Origin of the sequence: Leptospira licerasiae serovar Varillal str. VAR 010 (assembly GCF_000244755.1) — a bacterium.
Lineage (GTDB): Bacteria > Spirochaetota > Leptospiria > Leptospirales > Leptospiraceae > Leptospira_B > Leptospira_B licerasiae.
This window is the reverse complement of sequence record NZ_AHOO02000013.1, coordinates 257,049-275,955: the sequence shown is the minus strand read 5'-3', so window position 1 is coordinate 275,955 and position 18,907 is coordinate 257,049. Positions and strand designations below refer to the sequence as shown.

At 41.6% G+C, this 18,907-nt stretch carries 19 protein-coding genes; 11 read left to right on the top strand and 8 right to left on the bottom strand.

Annotation, left to right across the window (positions count from 1 at the left end; all coding sequences use genetic code 11):
• The first annotated feature begins 1 nt into the window (after position 1).
• Positions 2–850 carry a hypothetical protein gene (locus LEP1GSC185_RS17185; protein WP_008592855.1) on the top strand — a complete coding sequence of 283 codons (849 nt, stop codon included), beginning with the start codon at positions 2–4 and terminating at the stop codon, positions 848–850.
• A gap of 68 nt (positions 851–918) precedes the next feature.
• Here the strand turns inward: LEP1GSC185_RS17185 and LEP1GSC185_RS17180 are convergent, their stop codons facing one another.
• Positions 919–1,161: a hypothetical protein gene (locus LEP1GSC185_RS17180; protein ID WP_008592624.1), complete on the bottom strand. Its 243-nt coding sequence runs from the start codon at positions 1,159–1,161 to the stop codon at positions 919–921.
• Positions 1,162–1,238: 77 nt separating this feature from the next.
• Positions 1,239–1,526, bottom strand: a complete 288-nt coding sequence (locus LEP1GSC185_RS17175; RefSeq protein WP_008592351.1) for a hypothetical protein — start codon at positions 1,524–1,526, stop codon at positions 1,239–1,241.
• A gap of 114 nt (positions 1,527–1,640) precedes the next feature.
• Here LEP1GSC185_RS17175 and LEP1GSC185_RS17170 point away from each other — a divergent pair, with 114 nt between their 5' ends.
• Both LEP1GSC185_RS17170 and LEP1GSC185_RS17165 read left to right on the top strand, forming a co-directional pair.
• A complete protein-coding gene (locus LEP1GSC185_RS17170) occupies positions 1,641–3,122 on the top strand; it encodes an HDOD domain-containing protein (protein ID WP_008592769.1) in 1,482 nt (493 codons plus the stop codon).
• Entirely contained in the window at positions 3,109–3,909 is an 801-nt protein-coding gene (locus tag LEP1GSC185_RS17165) for an ABC transporter ATP-binding protein (RefSeq protein ID WP_008592620.1), read from the top strand. The genes LEP1GSC185_RS17170 and LEP1GSC185_RS17165 overlap by 14 nt, the downstream gene beginning before the upstream one ends.
• A 189-nt stretch (positions 3,910–4,098) precedes the next feature.
• Here the strand turns inward: LEP1GSC185_RS17165 and topA are convergent, their stop codons facing one another.
• The 6 genes from topA to LEP1GSC185_RS17130 form a co-directional block, all read right to left on the bottom strand.
• Positions 4,099–5,943: a type I DNA topoisomerase gene (gene topA, locus LEP1GSC185_RS17155; RefSeq protein WP_008592235.1), complete on the bottom strand. Its 1,845-nt coding sequence runs from the start codon at positions 5,941–5,943 to the stop codon at positions 4,099–4,101.
• Positions 5,944–5,981: 38 nt separating this feature from the next.
• Positions 5,982–6,830, bottom strand: a complete 849-nt coding sequence (locus tag LEP1GSC185_RS17150) for an oxygenase MpaB family protein (protein WP_008592400.1) — start codon at positions 6,828–6,830, stop codon at positions 5,982–5,984.
• Positions 6,831–7,194: 364 nt separating this feature from the next.
• Positions 7,195–8,124 carry a cysteine synthase A gene (gene cysK / locus LEP1GSC185_RS17145; protein ID WP_008593003.1) on the bottom strand — a complete coding sequence of 310 codons (930 nt, stop codon included), beginning with the start codon at positions 8,122–8,124 and terminating at the stop codon, positions 7,195–7,197.
• Positions 8,125–8,247: 123 nt separating this feature from the next.
• Entirely contained in the window at positions 8,248–9,318 is a 1,071-nt protein-coding gene (locus LEP1GSC185_RS17140; RefSeq protein WP_008592996.1) for a hypothetical protein, read from the bottom strand.
• 51 nt (positions 9,319–9,369) lie between these two features.
• Positions 9,370–9,927 carry a gamma carbonic anhydrase family protein gene (locus tag LEP1GSC185_RS17135; RefSeq protein WP_008592625.1) on the bottom strand — a complete coding sequence of 186 codons (558 nt, stop codon included), beginning with the start codon at positions 9,925–9,927 and terminating at the stop codon, positions 9,370–9,372.
• 104 nt (positions 9,928–10,031) lie between these two features.
• Positions 10,032–11,618 carry an LA_3751/LA_3752 family putative glycosyltransferase gene (locus LEP1GSC185_RS17130; RefSeq protein ID WP_008592770.1) on the bottom strand — a complete coding sequence of 529 codons (1,587 nt, stop codon included), beginning with the start codon at positions 11,616–11,618 and terminating at the stop codon, positions 10,032–10,034.
• A gap of 60 nt (positions 11,619–11,678) precedes the next feature.
• Between LEP1GSC185_RS17130 and lepB the strand changes: the two genes are divergently transcribed.
• The 8 genes from lepB to LEP1GSC185_RS17090 all read left to right on the top strand — a co-directional run bounded on the left by lepB (position 11,679) and on the right by LEP1GSC185_RS17090 (position 18,791).
• Positions 11,679–12,236: a signal peptidase I gene (gene lepB, locus LEP1GSC185_RS17125; protein ID WP_008592417.1), complete on the top strand. Its 558-nt coding sequence runs from the start codon at positions 11,679–11,681 to the stop codon at positions 12,234–12,236.
• A 237-nt stretch (positions 12,237–12,473) separates the two neighbouring features.
• A complete protein-coding gene (gene gap, locus LEP1GSC185_RS17120; RefSeq protein WP_008592325.1) occupies positions 12,474–13,481 on the top strand; it encodes a type I glyceraldehyde-3-phosphate dehydrogenase in 1,008 nt (335 codons plus the stop codon).
• Positions 13,482–13,484: 3 nt separating this feature from the next.
• Complete coding sequence (locus LEP1GSC185_RS17115) at positions 13,485–14,666, top strand: phosphoglycerate kinase (RefSeq protein ID WP_008592716.1); 1,182 nt, start codon at positions 13,485–13,487, stop codon at positions 14,664–14,666.
• Positions 14,667–14,695: 29 nt separating this feature from the next.
• Positions 14,696–15,448, top strand: a complete 753-nt coding sequence (gene tpiA / locus LEP1GSC185_RS17110) for a triose-phosphate isomerase (protein ID WP_008592879.1) — start codon at positions 14,696–14,698, stop codon at positions 15,446–15,448.
• Positions 15,449–15,583: 135 nt separating this feature from the next.
• Complete coding sequence (gene secG / locus LEP1GSC185_RS17105) at positions 15,584–15,964, top strand: preprotein translocase subunit SecG (protein ID WP_008592814.1); 381 nt, start codon at positions 15,584–15,586, stop codon at positions 15,962–15,964.
• Between the two features lie 19 nt (positions 15,965–15,983).
• Positions 15,984–16,664, top strand: coding sequence for an endostatin-like outer membrane lipoprotein LenA (lenA, locus tag LEP1GSC185_RS17100; RefSeq protein ID WP_008592132.1), 681 nt, complete (start codon positions 15,984–15,986; stop codon positions 16,662–16,664).
• A 5-nt stretch (positions 16,665–16,669) separates the two neighbouring features.
• Complete coding sequence (locus LEP1GSC185_RS17095) at positions 16,670–17,794, top strand: LIC_12097 family sensor histidine kinase (RefSeq protein WP_024864054.1); 1,125 nt, start codon at positions 16,670–16,672, stop codon at positions 17,792–17,794.
• Between the two features lies 1 nt (position 17,795).
• Entirely contained in the window at positions 17,796–18,791 is a 996-nt protein-coding gene (locus LEP1GSC185_RS17090) for a response regulator transcription factor (RefSeq protein WP_008592316.1), read from the top strand.
• Positions 18,792–18,907: the final 116 nt, after the last annotated feature.

The window sequence follows — 18,907 nt, the reverse complement described above, 5'->3', positions numbered from 1 at the left end:
CATGAAATCCATCGCAAAATTTTCTTTTATCCTATTATTCTTAATTTTGGGAAATGGCATTTCCGGCCAAAACAATGCAGAGAAGGAAAGCAAAGGTTCCGAAGGAGTGGAATATTATCCACTCGCGTATTACGACGATAGACTTTTAGTCAAAGAAGTTTCCTTCTTTCGTAGACATGCGGATAACGGAAAAGGCGAGTTCATGGATGTGATGGTAGAACTCGAAAATAGAGACTTTGACGCAGCGAACTTTTCCATTTATATTTTAGCGGTAAACGAAACTCCTCTTTCAAGAGTGGACGATCGTAGAGAACTGGTCCCCTTCCCTAAATGGAGACAGTACGATGTGGAAGAAGAAACAAAAGTAGTAAACTTCCAGAATCTGGTTCCGGTAAAACTAGACAGTAAAAACGTATGGGGAGAGAAGAAATACGGAGAGATCAAGAAGAGCTACGACGAAAAGATCGCTAGAGGGGAAAAAGTAAAATTCCCTAACCCGAATCTGGATACTCTAGTTCATTATCTCACTAATAATCCTAAGGATGCTCTTCCTATCGTTCTTTACGGAGAAGAAGGTCCTACAAAAGACAAAGTACTAGTCAGTAACTTCGTGCCTCAAACTGCTGAAGATCTGCAAAAACAAAAGCATGATACTCTGAGCAAACACACTTATACCATATACAACGCTAAGTATAAATCCACGATCTTCTCTCACCACTACACTGAGTATCGTCCCGGATATTTTACTTTTAACAAGGTTGTGGTTTTAATCTTCAACCCTCAAAAAGAGAAGAACAAATTAGTCTATCGTAAGATAATAGACATCAACGGTTTGAAGTTGGTGAACTAAGACCAAAAAGAGATTTTTCAGGTCGGTATAATAAAAAAGGACCCGTAAAAAGGGTCCTTTTTTTGTGCTCAGGGACTTTGACCGGAACTCGGCCTATGATAACGATCTATACTGCCCGGAACGAATCTTGTGGTCCAAAGTCCTCGGTCGATGTTTTTCTCCACCCAACCTTTTCCGTGATCCCATCTTCCGTCCGACATAAAATCGAAAAAGTAAGAGGAGTTCATGTAACGGTAGGAGTCCATGATATCTAAGATATCTCGACTCTCCGAGTCCTCAGGAGCCTCTTCGAAGTAGAAGTTGCTATCCATTCGCTTCTATCATGAATCTTTCCATCCAAATGTCCATCTTTATTTAGCTAATGAGAAAATAATCTAGGCCGACCCAGTTAAGACTCGTCGCCTGATACTTTAGACTCCGGCTCCTCCCTGTTCCCCTCCTTCTGGTTGGAAATGGAGTATAGAAAAGGCAAAAACCCCTGATTTTTTTCCGGAATAGGCTCCTTTCTCAAAAACGTAGATCGGGTCTTTCTATAGGATTGTTTGGTTTGCCTGAACTTTTTGGCCTCGTCCAAAAGCCCGTCCAATCGATTTTCCAAAAAAAACCGAAGCTCTTCCTGCAAATCTTCTCCGTTCTTTTCGGTCCCTTGTTCTGAATTTTTTGGCTCCTTCTCCATTTCCGGCCCCCATATAGTATTTTAGGTTCTCCCCGGACAAACAGGTGCCTAATCCGAAGAATGGAGCGCATTTTTTTTCTTGCGACAAAGTAGTTTAGACCCAAATTTGAGGGAATGCTAAATCCGACCGAACTCACGGAAACCCTTGTCTCAGGAAAAGATATCGAACTGGAATATAGATTTATTTCGGACGAGGACCATCAGCAGATCTACCTTCTGCTACTTCAGGTTTTGGGAAACTTGGACCGGTTGTTTCTTACGGAAGTGGTTTCCACCATTCTGAAAGAACTTCTGATGAACGCAAATAAAGCGAACGCCAAAAGACTTTTCTTCCTTTCGGAAGGACTAAATATCAACGAAGCATCTCATTACAATAAGGGGATGAAACGTTTCCTGGAAGATATCATTCATAAATGGGATGAACAGGAGAAGGTCCTGAAAGGTTCCAATCTATCCGTCCGCCTTCGGGCTAAGATCATGAATCAAAATCTGATCTTTTTGATAGAAAATGATGCTGCGCTCCTCCCCCAAGAATCGGAAAGGATCAAAGCAAGATTAGAATCGGCGAGTAAGTTTAACGATCTATCGGATGCGTTTCTTTCCATGGCGGATAGCCAAGAGAGTGCGGGCTTAGGTTTAGTTCTCATACAGTTATTATTAAAAAACTCTGGGATCGGCTCTGATAAATTTAAGATAGAGACCGACGGTAAGATCACAAGAGCCACCTTAGCGATCCCAAAACAGATCATTCCATTAGATGTGACTACCAAGCTAAAGGACCGGATCCTAGCGGAAGTAGAAGGGCTTCCTCCACTTCCTCATACTCTTACACGAATAATTAATCTTTGTAACAATCCTGATTCTGATTTAGGAGTGATTGCAAATGAGATAGAAAGAAACCCCGCAATCAGTGCGGATCTTTTAAAACTTTCCAACTCAGCCGGTTTCGCAAGTAGGAATAAAGTCAATACTATCGTCCAAGCTGTTAAGGTTGTGGGACTGAAGAACGTCCGAAATCTTTTGTACGTATCAGGCGTAAGAAAGATCATGGAAGGAAGATATTCCAAACTTCAGGAAGTCTGGAACCATTCCAACCTTGCGAGTTATTTCGCAAGACAGGTTTCTCAAAGAGCGGGACTCGGAAAACTCTCCGATATCGCTGCGGTCGGAGCTTTACTCCATGATTTAGGAAAATTCATTTTGCTTTCATTAGATCCTACATTATTCAAACGTTTGGCATCTTACCAAAAGCATAGGGACCTTTCCAATTCCACGATCTTAGAAGAAATTTCCACAGGTATTTCTCATCCCACCCTGGGAGCAATGCTCGCTAGAAAATGGGATTTTCCTCCGGATCTAGTACATATGATAGAATTCCATCATAGAGCTTTTATGGCGACTAACACGATTTATACGGATTTAGTTGATTCTGTATACGTTGCAAATATGATGTGTGATTATCTGGATAAGAAGACCAGCTATTATGCTGCTGACTCGAGTATACTAAAAAAATTCCAGTTAGACGATAAGGTAAAGTTCGAAGAGACCTGCGAAAAATTAGCAAAGGCCTACGAGATCGCGAATGAAGAAAACTGAATCCAATAATCTGCTCAATTTACACGGAATTAAGTTTTATAGATCCGGGACTCCCATTCTGGATGGGATCGATTTTCAGATCAATTCCGGTGAACATTGGGTGCTTTTAGGTCGTAACGGCGCGGGCAAAACGACACTTGTAAATTTGATCTACGGCTCCGTTTGGCCCACTGCAGGTAGGATCAATCTTTTCGGGGAAACATTCGGAGAAACCCCTCTGCAGATTTTGCGCAATAAGATCGGCATCTTAGATTCTTCCCAACAAGAAAGCGCACTCCAAAGAAGTCTTACTGTTTACGATGTGCTTCTTACCGGTTTTTTTCATACCATAGGTTTTTACAGAGAATCAAATGCATGGGAAGAAAAAGAAGCGGAACGAATTTTAGAAGAGAACGGTTTCGGCGCAAAAAGGAACCAACTATTCCGCACATTATCATCAGGAGAAAAGAAAAAGGTACTCTTCTTAAGAGCGATGTGCACTTCTCCTGAATTTGTGATCTTGGATGAGCCTTGCTCCGGATTAGATCTAACTGCAAGAGAAGAATTCATAGATTTCTTGGACGAATATAAGAAAAATCGCAACTTTACTTCCATTTATATCACCCACAGGATCGACGAGATCCCTCCATTTTATGAACACGCAGCTCTTTTGAAATCCGGCAAAATTTTATTCTCAGGCGAGATCAAACAAGCATTCACTTCCTCAAGACTTTCCGAGCTGTACGATCGTAAGGTAGAAGCGGAAAATCGAAACGGAACCTGGGTTGCAGTCACCGAAAGAAAGTAGAAACGGAGGGGTGGAGTTTAAAGAGACTCTGAGTTTTTCCCACGCAGAGACGCCAAGACGCGGAGATTTTTTCACACAGAAACACAAAGTCACAGAGAGATTTGGCGTGTTGGAACTCCTATACGCATTCTTGGCGAAGTCTCCACAATACAATCTCCAAAGTATTTTAAAACATTTCTGAGATAGATCCTAGATATACTCCGCGTAGTCGCAGGCAGGAAATCGGGAACAGATATAATATTCTTTTTTCTTGGAGGATTTTTTTCGAACCCTCTCCCCTTCTTTGCATACAGGACAAATCCCGTACTTGGGAGTTTTAGGCTTCTCTTTTAGCTGTTTATTGATGGCTGTTATATTCGTTTTTTTTAATTGAGAATCCAGGACGGAGTAGAATTCGGAAAGCACCTTGGATCGACTTTCTTCTCCCGATGCGATGGAATCTAATTTTTGTTCCATTTCAGAAGTGAACTTTTCTCTAAATAGATCCGAAAACGCAGCCTGCAGAAATGTATTCACTCTTTCCCCGAGAGTCTCGGCGTATAATTTTCCTTTTTCGGAATATACGTATTTTCTTTTATATAACGTTTCCAGGATGGAGGCAAATGTGGAAGGTCTGCCTATCCCTTCTTTTTCCAGTTTGGAAACAAGACTTGCCTCCGTGTATCTATGAGGAGGTTCCGTGGTTTTTTCTTGTATTTCCCAAGGATCAGGTTTTAAAGTCTCTCCTTTTTTCCAAGCGGGGAGAATGTCCGGGTTTACGTTATAGATCTTTTTATAACCGGGATCCACAGTAAAAAGTTTCTCTCCTTCCCAAACTTCTTCTCCGACGTTTGCGACAAACTCTAATCTTTTCCATGCTTCCGATCTCATTTGAGAAGCGACTGCACGTTTCCAGATCAGTTCGTATAATTTTTTAGAATCCTTACTTAAATTACGATCGGCGACTTCGAATACAAAGGAAGGTTCTAAGAATACGTCTACAGGTCGGATCGCTTCGTGAGCATCCTGTGATCTTCCTTTTGTTCTTTTAAGCCTATAAGTTTGGGCCTTATCCGATATGAATTCTTTGCCGAACTTAGAGCCGATCTTTCTACGGATGGAATCTCTCGCGTCTTCTCCAATCCGGACGGAATCGGTCCTCATATAAGTGATCAGTCCTTGGGATTTTCCTTTTCCAAGATCAGTTCCCTCATACAATTCTTGGGCCAGTTTCATGGTTTTGGATGCGGAAAATTTTAATACCCTAAACGCTTCTTGCTGCAAAGCGGCAGTCGTAAAAGGAGGTGGAGGAAGAGTTTCACCTGCCTTCTCCTTTCTTTCGGTAATCTGTAATACTTTTGTTTTTTTTAATATAGAATCCAGGAATTCGGAAGCTGCTTTTTGGGTGGAGAATGCTCCTCTCTTGGGATAAAAAACGATCTTTTCATTCTCGCCAGATCCGTAAAATACCGTAGCGGAAACAAGCCAAGTGATCACAGGAACGAAACTACGGATCTCTTCCTCTCTTTCGCAGATCCATTTAAGAGCAACTGATTGGACTCTTCCTGCTGACAAACCTTCCCCGCTTACTGCTCTCCACAAAAATGGGCTGACCTTGTATCCGATCAGTCTATCTAAGATCCGTCTGGCCTTTTGAGAATCCACTAAGTTCAGATCGATCTCATCCGGTTCCGAGATTGCTTGTAAAATTTTGTCTTTCTGTATCTCTTGAAAACGAATTCGGGAGATATTTGCTTTCTTCCCTAATTTTTGAGCCAGGATATATCCTATAAATTCACCTTCTCTATCGGGGTCGGTCGCTATGAGTATGGAAGAATGTAACTTTGCTTCCTTTAAAATGGAAGAAAGAATTTTCTTTTTGCCTTTGAGCGGAACATACTCAGGCTCGAAATCTTTTTCGATCTTGATCCCGATTCGATCCGGAGGAAGATCCAAAATATGTCCAAAGGTAGCAAGAACCTTATATTCCTTTCCCAAATAAGAAGAGATTGTTTTGACTTTGGTAGGAGATTCTACAATTACTAAGACGGACATTGGAGATCGGACCGGAAATCCGGCCCTTCCGTATTTTTCTAATGTGGTCCTAACTCTTCAATCAAATATCCGTTCGGATAAGTAGGGTTATTTCTTTTAGTCACGTAATAGGGAGTTTTTCTAGGCGGCCAAAAATATCGGATAACAAAGGCTCTCAATTTTAAAACGCCATAGGTCAACGCGGCAACAATAGGATTCGCTTTCGGAAATCCCATTGCTTCTCTAAGCGGCTTGTCCATCAGAGAATATACAGCATGATAAACCAAATATTCCAGACCTGGGATTTTTGGAATTCGAGCAGAAGCGATTTTCATAGTCGCAAGCGCCACTTGTTCTGAATCCGGAGTGCGGTGGAATTTTTCTCTTTCGAAACGTTGATTGAATTCCAACATCTCTTCGTACGTTTCCGGAATATCTTTGATATTCATCATTTTTCCAATCCGCTTCCAAAGATAAAAATTGGCTAGTCTTTCTTTTTCGGTACTTTTTCTCCAACCGAACTTTTGATTCCAGCGATCCGGTTCGAATATGAATGTAGTAAGCGTATATAAAAAGTCTTCATTCTTGATATCGTATTCTTTATGGATCTGGTTCAGCCTTCTCATTGCTTGCCTACCTCTATCGCTGTCCAATCCGTTCTCTATAAATTCCGCGAGGATCAATGCGGTATCATCATATCTTTTTTGTCCTGCAAGCTCGAATCGTTTGGTAGTATTTAATATTTTGGAAATGGAAGGTATCGCAAACGTCCTAAAAAAGGAAATTGCAAGCGAGATCTCCACATCCTGAGGGAAATCGTAACTTCCGGAAAGGAAAACGATCTTTTGCGCGTCTTTCTCCGCATCTAATTCATTAATTTGTTTTAATATTCTCAAACGGTTGAACATCTGTTTATTTTTTCCTTTGATACCGAACTTTCTATTTGTCCACTTTTTCGCACAGATGTTCGATTAAATAGCAAACGCAAGTCATTTATTTGGATGATTTTATGCCAAACAAAAAGGTTCGCGCAGAGATCACTGAGTTGGACTCACGCAGAGTCGCGGAGCCGCAGAGAAAAGGAACAGTGTTGGAATTCTACATTTCAGAATTAGCATGCAAGAGTTATGCTATATTCACGCGGTCCGAAGTCCAACAAAAGCAAAACTCTCTGCGACTTTGCGTCTCTGCGTGCCAAAAAATCTCTGTGCAAAATAAAAAATCCCGACGTTGCCGCCGGGATTTTGAAAGTCACAGACTTAGATTGAAATCTTAGCCGTTAGAAGGAACTGGGAAAAGTCCTTCGATGGAAAGATATCTTTCGCCGGTGTCGTAGTTGAAAGTAAGAACCGTAGCTCCTTCCGGAAGTTCAGGAAGTTTTTTAGCAACCGCTGCAAGAGATGCACCGGAAGATACTCCTAAGAAAATTCCTTCTTCTTTAGCCGCACGAAGAGCGTATTCGAAAGCCTCGTCCTTAGAAACTTGGATCACTCCGTCTAGTAGATCGGTGTGCAAGTTTTTAGGAATAAATCCTGCTCCAATTCCTTGGATCGGGTGTGGTCCTGGTTTTCCTCCGGAAATTACGGGAGAAGCTTCCGGCTCGACTGCGAATACTTTAGTTTTAGGGAACTTCTCCTTTAGAACTTTAGCAACTCCGGTGATATGTCCACCTGTTCCAACTCCTGTGATCAGAACGTCTACTCCGTTCGGGAAGTCTTTTAGGATTTCTGCTGCAGTGGTCTCAATGTGAACTTTAATGTTTGCTTCGTTCTCAAACTGTTGAGGCATCCAAGCTTTTGGATTTTCGGAAACCAGTTGTTTCGCTCTTTCGATTGCACCAGGCATTCCTTTTTCGCGAGGAGTAAGATCGAATTCTGCACCGTAAGCAGCCATAATTCTTCTTCTTTCCACGCTCATTGACTCAGGCATTACCAGGATCAAACGGTATCCTTTTACTGCAGCAACAAGGGCTAAACCGATACCTGTGTTTCCGGAAGTTGGCTCGATGATTACTGTATCCTTAGTGAGTTTTCCGCTTTTTTCAGCGTCCTCGATCATAGAAAGCGCGATACGATCCTTGATAGAACCGCCTGGATTACTACGCTCTAATTTAGAATACACATTGTATTTGGATCCAAAGAGTCGATTGATTTTCACATGAGGAGTATTACCGATCGTCTCTAAGATATTATTTACTTTCATTAGGAATTCCTACCTTTGCAGCTGGATTTTTGTGAACTTGTCAATATATTAAACATATTTTTCAATATATCAAATATAATCAATGAAAAAAGATCAAAACTGTCCGGCTATTTCTAAGATGGGTCAAACTTCTTTCAAGACAATTCCGGCTAAAAAGGCCTCGGTTTCCGGCCCCCAAGAGAGCCCTAACCCTTTATAAACCGCATAAATTGTGGAAATATGTACGTTCGAATCCCCAGGTGTGGCCGCATATCCTCTGACTTCTTTTCCGTTCACTTCTAATGCGGAAAGTGGGAAGACAGCGTGAGAGAAAATCCTGCCGTACAACCCTCGATCTCTCCCGGAAGAGAATATCGAGTTCGTGGAAACAAGTTCAGTAATACTTAGAAACGGATCATTATTGATCTTAGAGATCAGCCATTCTTTGGAAATTTCTCTTTTTAATCGAAGATGAAAACGGATCAAATGCATATAGGGGGAATTGATCGTTACGGAAGAAGATCCCAATTTGATCTTAAATCCAAGATCGTGATAGACTTCGTTCAATAATCTACCGTGATGAGTTCCAGTTTCCGATTCAGGAAGAACGAGCAAAGGACCTGTTACGTGCGGATCGTTTTTAGCCATGTCCGCATCCCGTCTTATCACGAAAAAATCAGCTTCTTCTAAGATATACGATAGCTCTTGCGGTTTTTCTGAGTAGAAGGGTCTAAGTATCCCGGCTAACGTATGAGTGTTGCATGTGGAGACATGTATGAACCTAGGCGGGTTATTTTCTAAGATGGGAGAACTTTCCGGATACAAAAATTGAGGTCCGAAAGAATGTTCGCTTCCCTGCGCGATAAAAATACGGATTCGATCGTAGATTGATTCTGAATACTCGGATTTTCTTTTGTCCGCAATTCCAGGAGGAGAAGAATCGCATACCACCTGGGATTGGGACAATGCATCTCTTTTGGAGATCCATTCCGGGAAAAAGTTTTGGACCCCATTGGAACCGTCATCTACTATGATTGCGCCTTTTTCGAGCAGGGAAAGTATCTGAGGTATTTCGGATTTTTGCAATTTGTAAGGTTCTACAAATACTTGGAAACCGCCAAATTTATTCTTTAACAATAATAACAAAGAAGCCAGAGGCCAACCTATGACCCCTGTCCCTCTGAGATATACTCCCGGAATTTTTGTCTCGCTCACATAGTAAAGTATTCCGCAAGTTCCCTAAACGTATAGGAAAATTTTGGAAAATTAAACTATGCTGATCCTATAGGAAAAATCATCCAGATAATTGTTCTTATAGGCGACGTAATTTGCAGCCGTTCTCTCGATCAAATTCCTTTCTTCTTCCGTTATATCTCTTACGATCTTTGCAGGAGATCCCATCACCATCGCTCCAGGTGGAATGATCTTGCCCGGGGTCACCATGGCACCTGCAGCCACAAAAGAGTATTCCCCTAGCTCCACTCCATCCATGATGATCGCCCCCATTCCTACAAAGGAATGATCTTTCAATTTACATCCATGGAGGACCGCTCTATGACCCACGGAAACATTATCTCCGATCTCCACCGGATGAGTGTTTCTGGAGACATGGACAACTGTCATGTCCTGTATATTTACATTGTCTCCGATCCGGATATAATTTACGTCTCCCCGGATCAACGTTTGGAACCAGATAGAGGAATCTTTTCCGATCACAACATCCCCTACTACCAAAGACCCCGGAGCTAAGAACACTCCGTCTTTGAAGATAGGACGTTTACCCATATATTCTAATATATTTCCAGATAGATGCACTTTCTGCATATATTATTCCCCCTCAATAGCGCTTCCATTTTACAACATTCCATGAGCCGCACAAGTCCAAAATATAGATGCTTTTTAAAGTACGGATATACCTATATCAAAAATCAATTACGCACAAATTTTAGAATTTCTATTTTTTCTAAAGTTTGTTTTGATCCCGATTTCCATCCTGATCTTAAAAACCAGTCGTTCATCTCGGTTCCTAACTTTTCAGAATCGTTCTTTTCCAAGGTTTGCAAAAGAGTTAATGTGAGCGGTTCATAACGTACTAAGGAGATGGTCCCTTTTTTAGAAGAGAGCATTTTGGTCAATTTTGGAAGATCTTCCAGATCTTCTATTCTCATAACTTTTTTTCGTAAAATTTCCTGACCGAATAATGCGGATATACTCGGATCCGTTGTAACGTATATGTCCGCATCCGAACTTAATAAGAACTCGTTGTATTTTACATATTCTTGAGAAAGTTTTTCCTGCATTAGAAAGTAGATCTTAGAGAAGGATAAGGTAACTAAGAATAAGATCCCTGTCAAAATCCAAACGAGCTTTGGAACTTTTTCTGCATTCTTTTGGGAGAAGAATAGAACGATAATCGGAACAATAAGCCAGGAAAGATATCTTGTCCCCCAATCTATATTGGAATCGTTCGGAGCCAGATATGCTCCCAAAAAAAGCGCTGCTAAGATTGCCAAAGAAAGTTTTCTTTCGAATCTTTCAAGGGCCTTCCAGCGAATAAAAAAGTAAGCCAACCAAAGCAAGATCCAAGGACAGAAGAACAAAAATCCGACTCTTCCATTTCCAAAAATCAATAGAGATGAATACTTTGCAATTCCGGTATCCCACCCTATTTCCGCATTAGTCTCAATTCTTGTTCCTAAAACGGAACCATATAGATAATAATTCAGAATTCCGTAAAATATAACTCCGATTCCTGTTCCTATAAGCAGGATCAGTCTATCCTTATCTTTAGTAGAAACCCCTGATCTGCCCTTATAAACGAATTCGATCAGGTGAAATATACCTAATAAGAAATATAGGATCGTATTCTCAGGTCGGAAGAAGAACCCGAGACCCACAAAAAACCCGATCAAAAGTCCGAGTGGCCTCGTTTTTACAGGACAGGCATAAAAGGTGAGTCCGACACATGTTAAAAGAAACGTAATCGAATAATCAGGGAATAATGCGGAATGAAAAAATGCAGGACCAAAACTTAAGAATAAAACTGCACCCCATCTTAAGTTCAATTCGAACTTTAGAAAAAATACTCCGATCCAAAAGAACAAAATAGAAACGTAAAATAAAAGACTATAATCTCCCAATAAACCGAATAAGGATGCAAACAGTGAAAATGCTACAGGAAAAGGACCCGAAATACCGTTTTCTAAATGGACCTGCCAGCTTGGAAAAAATTTACATCCCCCCAAGTCCGCTAATATCTTACAACTGAAGTATTGGCTCTTGTATCCTGAATCTAAAAAGGCCTGAGCCTGAGCGATTTTGTTTTGGTTGTCGGAGACTAAAACCGAATTTGCATCTATCTTAAATAAGAATAATAGAGTGAATAAGATACAGCTTAGAGGAATGAATAACTGAAGTTTAGAAATTAGACTTTTTCTGCCGGTTGTTTCCAAGAAGAAGAAGATTCCTTTATTTTCGAATTCGAATATATGACCCTCGAAAATCTGATATTTCAACTTTTTTTTAAATAAAATCTACTTTGCCCATTTTCTATACATTCATACCATAGCCTTATAATGTTCTCGTTGAAAAAAGAGTTCGGAGAGAAGGAAAAAAAATTCGATCGAAAGAAGTTCGTTCAGGTTCTTTCCATTTCTCTCGTTGTCGGATTTTTATTTGCGACCGCAGTTCGGATCTGGTTCGTGTTTCCGTTCGTCCCGGAAACCGAAGAGATGTCCCCCGCGTTTCCTAAAGGAAAAAGAATTTATATCTCCCGATTTGTTAGGGATTCTTCCTTGTTTTTAGGCGATGTGGTTTTAGTAGCACATCCGACACAAAAAGGAAAAGTGGCTCTGGTCCGTATCATGGGAAAATCCGGGGACCAGATCGTAATCAAGGACAAGATACTTTACAGAAATGGCATCTCAGAGGCTCAGGAAAGATCAGACTTTTCCTTACAATATAAAGATGCTAGACCCGCCTTCTCTGGTACCTATTCAAGCCGCGATAATCTCTCCAACCTAACGGTAGAAGATCGGAACTACTTTCTACTCTGTGACAACAGAGACGACTGTATGGATTCCAGAGACTTCGGCCCTTTACCCTTCGAAAAGATCCTAGGCAAAGTCCTTTAAACCCAAAACCCCATTCATTCTTTTTCGTAAAGGACACACGGGAGGCGGGTTTATTAGGTCTTGCTTTTTTTGGCTTTCCAGTCACCGACTCGCTACACGGTCGTTTTCTCGCCCCTATGGTCGCTGCGAAACCGCAAAAAAACGGATTTTCAGGATGGTTTTGTTATAAAAAGATGTATTTGAGAGCTCCAAGCTCCTCGTTTTATCAAATAACATTAAGGAAATAAAGGGAAGAAAATGACAAGAATCGCTATCAACGGTTTTGGCCGAATCGGTCGCCTGGTATTCCGTTCCGGGATCAAAGACCCAAATATTGAATTTGTAGCAATCAACGACCTAGTAACTCCGGACAACCTAGGATATCTTTTAAAATACGATTCTACTCATGGACGTTTTAACGGCACCGTTACGCATACCGACGACTCACTTATCGTAGACGGTAAAAAAGTTCTTTGTGTATCCGAAAGAGATCCTGAAAAACTCCCTTGGAAAGATCTGAAAGTAGACTATGTGATCGAATCTACAGGTCTATTCACTGACAGAGTGGGCGCTGAAAAACATATCAAGGCCGGAGCTAAAAAAGTAGTGATCTCCGCTCCTGCAAAAGACAAGGACATCCCTACTTTCGTTATGGGAGTAAACAACGAAAAATACGATCCAAGCAAGGATCATGTTGTTTCTAACGCTTCCTGTACTACGAACTGTCTTGCTCCGATCACTAAAGTGGTTCTGGACAATTTCGGGATCGAAGAAGGTCTTATGACCACAATCCACGCTACTACTGCAACCCAACCTACTGTTGACGGTCCTTCTAAAAAGGATTGGAGAGGTGGAAGAGGAGCAATGCAAAATATCATTCCTGCTTCTACCGGTGCGGCAAAAGCGGTTGGTCTTTGTATTCCTGAAGTAAACGGAAAATTGACCGGTATGTCCTTCAGAGTTCCAACTCCGGACGTTTCCGTTGTAGACTTGACCGTAAGAACTACTAAAGAAACCAGCTTAAAAGAAATTTCTGCAAAAATGAAAGAAGCATCCGAAGGCGCTATGAAAGGTATCTTAGGTTATACTGACGAGATGGTTGTTTCTAACGACTTCTTGAGTTCTACTCTTTCTTCTATCTTCGATGCGGATGCTTGTATCGAGTTAAATTCCAGATTCTTTAAATTGGTTTCTTGGTACGATAACGAGATGGGCTACTCTAATAGGGTTTTAGACCTGATCCGTTACATGGCTAAAAAAGGTTAATAGATGCAGCAATTACCCAGACTCGAAAACGAGGACGTCAAGGGGAAACGAGTTTTTCTGAGGGTCGATTTTAACGTCCCTCTGGAGAACGGTAAAGTTTCCGACAAGACTAGAATTGAAAAGACACTTCCTACCATTGAACTTTTGGTAAAAAAAGGCGCTAGGGTGATCATTGCAAGTCACCTTGGCCGCCCTAAAGGGAAACCGGATCCTCAATACTCAATGGAACCGGTTTACGAAGTTTTTAAAAGTTTAGTTAAAGCTCCTGTAACATTCTCGAAAGATGTAGTCGGAGAGAATGTCGTAAAACTTTCCAAAGAACTGAAAGACGGAGAGATCCTTGTTCTGGAAAATTTACGTTTTCATAAAGAAGAAGAAGAGAATGCTCCTGCTTTTTCCAAAAGCCTGGCCACTCTTGCCGATGTTTATGTAAACGACGCATTCGGTGCGGCTCATAGAGCCCATGCCTCTACGGAAGGAATTGCACATCTCCTGCCTTCTTTTGCAGGTTTGTTGATGTACAAAGAGATCACAGAACTTTCTTCTCTTCTTTCCCGTCCTGCAAAACCTTTCGTGGCTATCATCGGAGGTTCCAAGGTTTCTTCTAAGATCAGCGTAATCAAAAACCTAATCGAAAAAGTGGATCATATTTTGATCGGTGGGGGAATGGCTTATACATTCCTGAAATCCAGAGCGATCCCTGTCGGAAATTCCCTAGTGGAAAAAGATTTCGAAGTGGAAGCTTTTCAACTGATCGAAAGAGCTGGAGTCGCAGGTGTGGATTTCCAACTTCCTGTGGATCATGTGATCGCTGATAAATTTGATGCGAATGCTAAGACCAAAACCGTGGACAAAATGGGAATTTTGGACGGTTGGATGGGAATGGATATCGGTCCTAAGACGATCGCAAATTACGAAAAAGTAATTAAGAATGCGGCAACTATCGTTTGGAACGGGCCAATGGGAGTTTTCGAGTTCGATAAATTCGCACCTGGAACTATGGCGATCGCTAAAGCTGTCTCTAAGTCCAAGGCCAGAACGGTCGTAGGCGGAGGAGATTCCATCGCAGCGATCAATAAGGCTAAAGTGGAAGACAAGATCACTCACGTTTCTACCGGAGGAGGAGCCTCCTTGGAATTTTTAGAAGGTAAAAAACTCCCCGGAGTTGTGGCTCTTCTAAAATAAAAATCTAAAAAGGATCAAAGGAAATATATATGCGCCCTAAAATTATCGCAGGTAACTGGAAAATGAATCTTTCCGAAAAGGAAGCGTTGGCTCTTGCAAGCGGCCTAAAGGAAAAATCCTCTTCCCTTCCGGATAATAAAAAGGCGGTCGTATTTCCTTCTTCCATTCATCTGGCTGCTGTTTCCAGAATATTAGAAAATTCTAAAATAGCAGTCGGAGCTCAGAATATATATCCAGCTCCTCTCACAGCTATGACAGGAGAGACCGGTCCGGACCAACTTTCAGAACTCGGAATAAAATTTGCGCTTGTCGGTCACTCCGAAAGAAGACAGTTCTTAGGAGAAACAAGCTCCTTCTGCAACCAAAAGATCTCTTATCTTACAAAGCACGGTTTTACCGCTGTGTATTGTGTGGGAGAAACTCTGGCAGAAAGAGAGTCAGGCAAAACTTTCGAAATACTTAAAAAACAGATCCAAGAAGGTTTAGGTTCCATAGAAAGTGACCAGTTCTCTCGTATCTGGGTTGCCTATGAACCAGTTTGGGCGATCGGAACCGGAAAGGTTGCAACTCCTGCTCAAGCGCAGGAAGCTCACTCATTTATCAGAAAAGAAATTTCCGGATTATTCCAAAATGGGAAAACGATCTCGGATGCTATGCCTATTCTTTACGGCGGTTCCGTAAAAGCTGATAACGTGAAGGAACTACTATCCCAAGCGGATATCGACGGCGGGCTTGTAGGCGGGGCCAGCCAAAAACTGGAAAGCTTCTTAGCTTTATTCTAATTTTTTCCTACCGCAATACAAGGCCGTTCTGGAAACCCCGAAACGGCTTGTCAGCCTAGGGCTTGGCGGTAGTTTGGATTTATAGCGGATTATTTCGCCAAAAAACATACCTTTTTACCTTTAGGAATTCGACTCATGGGCTTTATCACCGGAACCATCCTTGTTCTTTTCGTTTTCGTCAGTCTATTTCTGATCCTTCTTGTTATGATCCAAACAGGTAAAGGAGGAATGGGTGGAGTTCTTGGTGGAGGAGCGAGCCAATCCGTTTTCGGTTCCTCTACTGCGGATGTTTTGACTAAAGCGACACGAGTTGCCGGACTTCTTTTTTTAGCTCTATCTTTGATTCTTTCTTTCCTTTTTGCGAAGACTAGCGGATACAATACCACTCCAACACCTGAGATCCTTCCTCCACCTGCTGCGGAAGAGGCCCAGGGCAACCAAGGAGGGACAAATGCCCAAGAATCCGCGCCTACGACCGCACCGAGCAATACGACTCCAGAGCAACCTAAGCCTTAATTTTTATTCTATCCGGAAGGTGGCGCCTAAAGCCGCCTTCCTTCTGCTACTTCTTCTTTCCTTTTTTTCCACAAACGCTCAAAACCAAGATGGGACAAAATCCCAGAACAATTCCTCCTCTTCTTCTACCCAAATGTTGAACCAGAGGATCTTACGAGCTTATGAAAGCCTAAGTGTAGCGAGAGAACTTTTGAAATTCGAAAGAATGGAAGCTTTGCCAATCGGTACTCTGGTAACTTGGGTGGGAAATTTTCCGAATCGTAAAGGTGTAAAGATCACTAAGTTTTCGGTAACCCAGTCTCCCTCTCCGGGCGGGATAGAAAGAGCGGAAGAAAAGTCCATTCTTCTGGAATTTAACGGTTCCACTCTTTCTAAGGTAGTTTCAGAGATCAAAACAGCGAATTATTCTTCGGAAGATACGATCATGATCCGAATGACGGACACTACCCCTTTGGATAATAATGTGGATGATCTGGTAATCTATGCAGATAAAAACGGGAAAGAGGCCGAATATCCTCTGAATTACCTACCCGATGAGGGGGTAAACCGGGACAGATCCGAGTTTAAGAAAGAATTTTACTTAAAACTGATCGAGGATTTTTTTGTGCACGTTCTAAGACTTCAGGAAATGCAGTCTCAACATTCTTCCAGAATTCAAAAAAAATTACTGCAAAGTTATAAAGAATCCCTAGAATATTGATCCGGATGTCATCCCTAATGGAAAACCTCCACGAAAGAGCGGAGGAACTCCAAGCAATTCTGGACGGAATCACGGAGCCGCTTGTTCTGATAGACTCGGGCTTCCGGGTTCGTCGTGTAAACAAGGCCACTCTCGAATTTTCAAGTGAGCCTGACTTCCCTTCTATCCTAGGCAGAAAATGTTACGAAATTCTGTACAACCGTTCTGCGGTTTGTCCTTACTGTCCTATGAAGGATCATCATGAGAACGAACCCGATTTCGACGCTCAGTTCGAAGGAAAGGGAGAAGTTGGAAGAGAGATATTTCACGTAGCCAACGACCAAAAGGAAACATTGTATCTGGATTTTTTCCCTATACGTAAGGATGGAAGTATAGTCTCCATAGTGGAGAAGATCAGTAATATCACTCGTATCAAAGAAAAAGAAGAGGAGAACCTTCGTATCCGTAACCTTGCTTCTTTGGGTATTTTTATCTCCGGTGTGGCGCATGAGTTGAACAACCCGCTAACCGGTATGAGTCTTACTCTACAAAATTTAATGAACAATCTATCCAGTATGGATCCCGCTTTTTTCCGTAAAAGATTGGAGATGATCAAAGAGGATCTTACCCGTGCAGCAATGATCGTTTTGGATGTAATCAGTTTTGCTAAACCGGACAAATTAGTAACTACTACTGCTGATATTCATGAAACCATAATGAAGGCAAAGGATTCGGTCAATTGGGTCTATCCTGTCCTTTCTAAAAATACGGAATGGGAAATTTTCAGCGAACCCGGCATGACCTTTCAATTCAATCCGGTAAAGATGGAAAGGTTATTCATAAATCTTTTCAAAAACTCTCTGCAAGCTTACGATTACGGAGAAGGTAAGATCAAAGTAGAAGTCAGAAGAACTCGTAATATGATGCATATTTTTGTGGAAGATACTGCGGGAGGAATCCCGGAGGATATGCTGGATAAAATTTTCTCCCCCTTTTTCTCCAAAAACAAGTCAGGGATCGGGACCGGTCTCGGACTTTCTATCTGCCATTCCATCGTGAGAGAACATTCGGGAGAATTGACTGTTCGTTCGTACGATAGAAAGACCAGATTTAAAATTTCCCTTCCCTTAGTACAACCCAAAGGAAACTAAATTGTCCAAGCATCGTATCTTAGTAGTAGAAGATATACATTCCATCCGGGAGGCCGTAAAAGATATCCTGATCCGAGATTACGAAGTTTTCGATGCGGAAAATTACGACGAGGCGGTCAAAATTCTTTCTAACGAACATGTGGACCTGGTAATCACCGACATTCGTATGCCCGGAAAGTCCGGATTGGATCTGATCAAGACCATCCAAAAGGAACATCCAAGAGTTCAGTATTCACTGATGACAGCTTATAATATTAACGATTATATTAACTTTGCTTATCAGCATGATATCTGGAATATTATCCCCAAGTATTCCTTCTTGGACATCAATCTGATCACTATAATGGTCAAAAAACTTCTATATAAGGATATCTTCGGAGTAGAGAAATATTTCGGCCCGGACTTCAAGATCTTAGAAGGAAACGTAGAGGAAGAATTTTTAGTCCCACCGGAAAACGGGATCGTATTCCGTAAGATCAGTTCTGACAAGGATCGAAATTATATTTGTAATCGTGTGGGTAAATTCCTGATCGAAAAAGGAGCGCCGAATGCGGTCCAGCAGATCTTAGAAGAGCTGACCTCTAACGCAATGATCCGTGCACCTAGAGATTCTAAAGGTAATTCAAAATACCAATATGAACTTCCTTCTAGAGACCTTTTAGTCCCACTGGAACACATTCAACTTGCTGAAACGGATTATTTCGAGATAGGTTATGGAATCGCAGAGAATTCCTACATCGTAGTAGTACGAGATCATTTCGGTTCCTTGAATAAAAAAGAAATTTTAAAACGTTTGGACAGACATATCACTGTGGACAGCCCTACCGGCTTACCTGCGGGTCTTGCGGATTCTCATGGCCGTGGTCTGTATATCTGTAGAGAGATCTCAGATCAGTTGATCTTTAATATTGAGAAGGAAACAAGGACTGAAATCATCGCTCTCTTAGACAAACAGACAAATAAGGGTTATAAGTCTTTGTCTATTTATGAAGTTTGAGGTTTAGGCGCAGAGGAAGAAGAGTCGCTGAGATTTTCTCACGCAGAGACGCGGAGCCGCAGAGTTTTTAAAGTACAAAAATGAAGATAACGCGTGTTGGAATTCCAACATTAACA

Bases quoted from the DNA above. Each gene is read 5' to 3' on its own strand.
- LEP1GSC185_RS17185 (WP_008592855.1), top strand. From the start codon at position 2: ATGAAATCCATCGCAAAATTTTCTTTTATCCTATTATTCTTAATTTTG.
- LEP1GSC185_RS17180 (WP_008592624.1), bottom strand. From the start codon at position 1,161: ATGGATAGCAACTTCTACTTCGAAGAGGCTCCTGAGGACTCGGAGAGT.
- LEP1GSC185_RS17175 (WP_008592351.1), bottom strand. From the start codon at position 1,526: ATGGAGAAGGAGCCAAAAAATTCAGAACAAGGGACCGAAAAGAACGGA.
- LEP1GSC185_RS17170 (WP_008592769.1), top strand. From the start codon at position 1,641: ATGCTAAATCCGACCGAACTCACGGAAACCCTTGTCTCAGGAAAAGAT.
- LEP1GSC185_RS17165 (WP_008592620.1), top strand. From the start codon at position 3,109: ATGAAGAAAACTGAATCCAATAATCTGCTCAATTTACACGGAATTAAG.
- topA (WP_008592235.1), bottom strand. From the start codon at position 5,943: ATGTCCGTCTTAGTAATTGTAGAATCTCCTACCAAAGTCAAAACAATC.
- LEP1GSC185_RS17150 (WP_008592400.1), bottom strand. From the start codon at position 6,830: ATGTTCAACCGTTTGAGAATATTAAAACAAATTAATGAATTAGATGCG.
- cysK (WP_008593003.1), bottom strand. From the start codon at position 8,124: ATGAAAGTAAATAATATCTTAGAGACGATCGGTAATACTCCTCATGTG.
- LEP1GSC185_RS17135 (WP_008592625.1), bottom strand. From the start codon at position 9,927: ATGCAGAAAGTGCATCTATCTGGAAATATATTAGAATATATGGGTAAA.
- lepB (WP_008592417.1), top strand. From the start codon at position 11,679: ATGTTCTCGTTGAAAAAAGAGTTCGGAGAGAAGGAAAAAAAATTCGAT.
- gap (WP_008592325.1), top strand. From the start codon at position 12,474: ATGACAAGAATCGCTATCAACGGTTTTGGCCGAATCGGTCGCCTGGTA.
- LEP1GSC185_RS17115 (WP_008592716.1), top strand. From the start codon at position 13,485: ATGCAGCAATTACCCAGACTCGAAAACGAGGACGTCAAGGGGAAACGA.
- tpiA (WP_008592879.1), top strand. From the start codon at position 14,696: ATGCGCCCTAAAATTATCGCAGGTAACTGGAAAATGAATCTTTCCGAA.
- secG (WP_008592814.1), top strand. From the start codon at position 15,584: ATGGGCTTTATCACCGGAACCATCCTTGTTCTTTTCGTTTTCGTCAGT.
- LEP1GSC185_RS17095 (WP_024864054.1), top strand. From the start codon at position 16,670: ATGTCATCCCTAATGGAAAACCTCCACGAAAGAGCGGAGGAACTCCAA.